At 56.8% G+C, this 4288-nt stretch carries 4 protein-coding genes; all 4 read right to left on the reverse strand.

Translation table 11 applies throughout. The features are described 5' to 3' along the window. Positions 1–429, reverse strand: a 429-nt coding sequence (locus WFK81_RS30675) for a hypothetical protein (RefSeq protein ID WP_336791186.1), incomplete at its 3' end; no start/stop codon positions are given. A gap of 149 nt (positions 430–578) precedes the next feature. Further along, positions 579–1922 (reverse strand): UDP-glucose 6-dehydrogenase TuaD, encoded by a 1344-nt coding sequence (tuaD, locus tag WFK81_RS30680; protein WP_336791189.1) that lies wholly within the window; start codon positions 1920–1922, stop codon positions 579–581. A 1-nt stretch (position 1923) separates the two neighbouring features. Beyond that, positions 1924–2820 (reverse strand): UTP--glucose-1-phosphate uridylyltransferase GalU, encoded by an 897-nt coding sequence (gene galU / locus WFK81_RS30685; protein ID WP_336791191.1) that lies wholly within the window; start codon positions 2818–2820, stop codon positions 1924–1926. Further along, positions 2807–3982, reverse strand: coding sequence for a DegT/DnrJ/EryC1/StrS family aminotransferase (locus tag WFK81_RS30690; RefSeq protein WP_336791193.1), 1176 nt, complete (start codon positions 3980–3982; stop codon positions 2807–2809). The genes galU and WFK81_RS30690 overlap by 14 nt, the downstream gene beginning before the upstream one ends. Positions 3983–4288: the final 306 nt, after the last annotated feature.

Genomic DNA, 4288 nt, shown 5'->3' on the forward strand with positions numbered 1-4288 from the left:
GTTGCCGTTGTTGCCGTTGTTGCCGTTGTTGCCGTTGTTGCCGTTGTTGCCGTTGTTGCCGTTGTTGCCGTTGTTGCCGTTGTTGCCGTTGTTGCCGTTGTTGCCGTTGTTGCCGTTGTTACCGTTATTGCCGCTGTTGCCATTGCCATTACCGTTGTTGCCTTTGCCGTTATTGCCTTTGCCATTCTGAACGCTCTCAACAACCTTTTGCACTTCTTGTGCAAAGTTCTGAATCACCTTCTGAATGAACGTATTGGCAAACGGTTGGAACGACGATTGCGAGAATAAGCCCGACAATGACGATCCCGTTGTAACGGCAGCTGTTGGTGCTTTGGATGCAGCTGCTGCGCTGGACGCGTTAACAATCAGCGCCGGCACAAGCAAAGCCGTGGCAGCCAGCGTTATCAGTGCCCGGAATTTCTTTTTCATACCTTCCTCCTCCTGCATTTCCTGCAATTTCGTTTTATAAGGTAAATCCGCACTTCACATCCGCCCGGCCGAAGCGGACAATCATTCAAGTGCTCACCCCCTTTCGAGAACAGGATTGCAGTAGCTTACAGGCTCGCCAAAGGCTAACCTTATAAATTCACGGATTTGCGTTCCGCCTCCGGACGATTCACCGGACGGCGTCCTACGGAGTAGTAGACAAAACCGTGCTGCTCCATTACCTTCGGATCAAAGCTGTTGCGTCCGTCAATCATGATCGGCTGCTTCATCCGATCGCGGACTTTTGCCAAATCCATCGTCAGTACTTCATTCCATTCGGTCAAAATCACGCAAGCATCGCAGCCCGCTGCCGCAAGCTCCGCCGACTCCAGGTAAGCGACCTCCGCAGGCAGCTGTTTCTTTGCCGCTTCGGCTGCAATCGGATCAAACGCCCGAACCACCGCGCCTTGCTTCAGCAGCTCCGGAATAATCGTCAGGGACGGCGCTTCGCGCATGTCATCCGTGTTAGGCTTGAATGCCAGGCCCAGCACGGCAATCTGCTTGCCCGCAAGTCCGCCAAGCGTCTCGCGCAGCTTGTCCATGACAACGAAACGCTGGCGATGGTTTGTTCGGATAACCGACTTCAGCAGTTCGAAATCATACCCCGACTTGTCCGCGATATGCGCTAACGCATAAGTGTCTTTCGGGAAGCAGGAGCCGCCGTAGCCGATGCCGGCCTGGAGGAATTTTTCGCCGATCCGGCTGTCCATGCCCATGCCTTTGGCTACGTCTTCCACGTCGGCGCCGACTTTCTCACAGATGTTGGCGATAGCGTTGATGAACGAGATTTTGGTCGCGAGGAACGTGTTCGCCGCGTATTTGATCATCTCCGCGCTTTCCAGATCCGTCTTGAAGATCCGCGTGTTAAAAGGCGCATGCAGCTGCGCGATCTGCTCCGCCGCCTCCGCGTTGTCCGAGCCGATAATGGCGCGGTCCATGTTCATGCAGTCCGACAGCGCCGTACCTTCACGGAGGAACTCCGGATTGGACACGACGTCAAAGCTTGTCCAAGGGTATTTCTTGTTGGCCTGAACTACCTCGCGCACAAGCTCGCCGGTGCCAACGGGCACGGTGCTTTTGTTCACGATGATTTTGTGGCCGTTAAGATGCTCGCCGATTTTCTTAGCCGCCGACATGACGTAACGCATATCCGCTTCGCCCGTCTCCGACATCGGCGTTCCAACCGCGATATAGACGATATCCGAAGCCTCGATCGCTTCGCCTACTTCGGTGGTGAAGAGCAGGCGGCCCTGCTCCTTGTTGCGAAGCGCCATTTCTTCGAGACCCGGCTCATAGATCGGAATGACGCCGCTATTGAGCAGGTCGATTTTGCGCTGATCCACGTCGCAGCAGATGACCCGGTTGCCTACCTCGGCAAAGCAAGTGCCCGAAACAAGACCGACATAACCCGTACCGATTACTGTAATTTTCCGCATGTTAGTTCGCCGCCTTCGTAATAAAATGCTTCTCGTACACTTGCTGCAGGTAGCCCAGCACATCCTTCTGCAGATCATCGCGCTGCAGCGCGAAGTCGAGCTGTGCTTTGATAAAACCAAACTTGTCGCCTACGTCGTAACGGACGCCTTCAAAGTTGTAAGCGAGCACGTTGCGCTGATCGTTCAGCTTCTTGATCGCGTCGGTCAGCTGAATTTCGTCGCCCGCGCCAGGGGTTTGATGCTCGAGAATATCGAAAATCTCCGGCGACAGCACGTAACGACCCATAATCGCGTAATTGGAAGGAGCGGCTTTTTTCGAAGGCTTCTCCACCAGACCGTCCAGGAAAAAGACCGACGGCTCGATCGACGATCCGCGAGGAGCGATAATCCCGTATTTGGATACGTCCTCGTCGGCTACGCGCTGCACGCCAACAACCGAAGACTGATAGCGGTCGTAGACGCGGATCAGCTGGCTGAGGCAAGGATCCTCGGACTGTACGATGTCGTCCCCAAGCAGTACGGCAAACGGCTCGTTGCCCACAAAGCTGCGTGCGCACCAGATCGCGTGGCCGAGGCCTTTAGGCTCTTTTTGACGGATGTAGTGAATGTTCGCCATCTCGGAGATGCCGCGGATTTGCTCAAGCTCCTTCGTCTTGCCTTTCTTGGCCAGCATGTCCTCCAGCTCGAACGTTTTGTCAAAATGGTCCTCAATCGCCCGCTTGCCGCGGCCGCTGATGATCAGAATGTCCTCGATGCCGGAAGCAATCGCTTCTTCAATGATGTATTGGATAGTCGGCTTGTCCACGATCGGCAGCATTTCCTTCGGCTGAGCTTTTGTTGCAGGCAGGAATCTTGTGCCGAGACCGGCAGCTGGAATTATCGCTTTACGCACTTTCATGGGACATCCTCCTTGAATTCATTTGAATGGTTTGCTTGATGCAGGTGATCACGCGGTCTTGCTCATCTAAGGTGAGGCTGGAGCCCGACGGCAGGCAAATGCCTTGTTCGAACAGCGTGTCGGACACGCTGCTGCCCGGCTCATGCGGGAAATACGGATAATATTGCAAAAGCGGCTGGCGGTGCATCGGCTTCCATACCGGGCGCGCTTCGATATTGGCTTCGGTGAGCCGTTCCAGCAGATCGGCCGGTGTACAGCCGGTAATAATCGGATCGATCGTCATCGTCGTCAGCCAGCGGGTAGCGCGGCCATATTCCGCTTCCGGCATCATGTTGATGCCTTCGATGTCGGCAAAAGCCCGCTTGTACCGGTCGAACACCGCACGTCTAGCGGCTACCCGGTCGTCCAGCAGCTCCAGCTGTCCGCGGCCGATACCCGCAAGCACGTTGCTCAAACGGTAGTTGTAGCCAAGCTCCGCATGCTCGTAATGAGGCTGCGGCTCGCGGGCTTGCGTGGCCCAGAAGCGCGCCTTCGACAGCGCCGCGGTATCGTCGGAGACAAGCATGCCGCCGCCGGAGGTGGTAATGATTTTGTTGCCGTTAAAGGAGTAGATCCCGAATTTGCCATGGGTACCGCTGGATTGGCCTTTATATGTGGTGCCTAGGGATTCGGCGGCGTCTTCAATGACCGGCACGCGGTATTTGGCGCAGATCTCGTTGATTGCGTCCATGTCCGCGTTCTGCCCGTATAAGTGGACAACGATAACCGCTCTAGGCAGCTGCTTATTGCGATGCGCTTCCTCGAAGGCGCGCTCGAGCGCCTGCGGAGACATCGTCCAAGTCTCGGCGTCGCAGTCGATGAAGACCGGCACGCCGCCTTCGTACAGCACCGGATTCACGCTTGCGATAAAAGTAAGCGAGGAGACGAATACGCGGTCGCCCCGTCCAACTCCCAGCAGCTTAAGCGCCATATGGATGGCCGCGGTGCCGGAGGACAACGCAACTGCCCCCTTCGCTCCCACCTTCTCGGCCAGCTCGCGCTCGAACTGGTCGACATTGGGACCAAGCGGCGCGATCCAGTTCGTGCGGAAGGCTAACTCTACATATTCGCGCTCCCGCGATCCCAAATGCGGCGGGGATAAATAGATTCGACTATTGTTCACGTCGCGATCAGCTCCTCTTGTACTGCCCGCCTCTGTCAGGGCGGGCTATGTGGTGCACGCGGCGAGCGTTGGCAACGCCGCGCGCTTGGTTTTGGTTTGCTGCGCCGCCAGCGGCGAGGGCTGTAAGCTCCTTCTGGAGCTTACGGGGCCCGAAGCCGCGCTGCGGCGCGGGGTTTTGCCTTGCTGTAAGCGGCTTTTGGCGCTTACAGGGGCTGGTTTGCCGCGGCAGCGAGGGCCGTAAGCTCCTTTTGGAGCTTACAGGGCCCGGAGCCGCGCTGCGGCGCGGGGTTTGCCTTGCTGTAAGCA

Source organism: Paenibacillus sp. MMO-177 (assembly GCF_037147795.1).
Classification (GTDB): Bacteria; Bacillota; Bacilli; order Paenibacillales; family Paenibacillaceae; genus Pristimantibacillus.

Coding starts and splice junctions, on each gene's coding strand:
- tuaD (WP_336791189.1), bottom strand. CDS start 1,922: ATGCGGAAAATTACAGTAATCGGTACGGGTTATGTCGGTCTTGTTTCG.
- galU (WP_336791191.1), bottom strand. CDS start 2,820: ATGAAAGTGCGTAAAGCGATAATTCCAGCTGCCGGTCTCGGCACAAGA.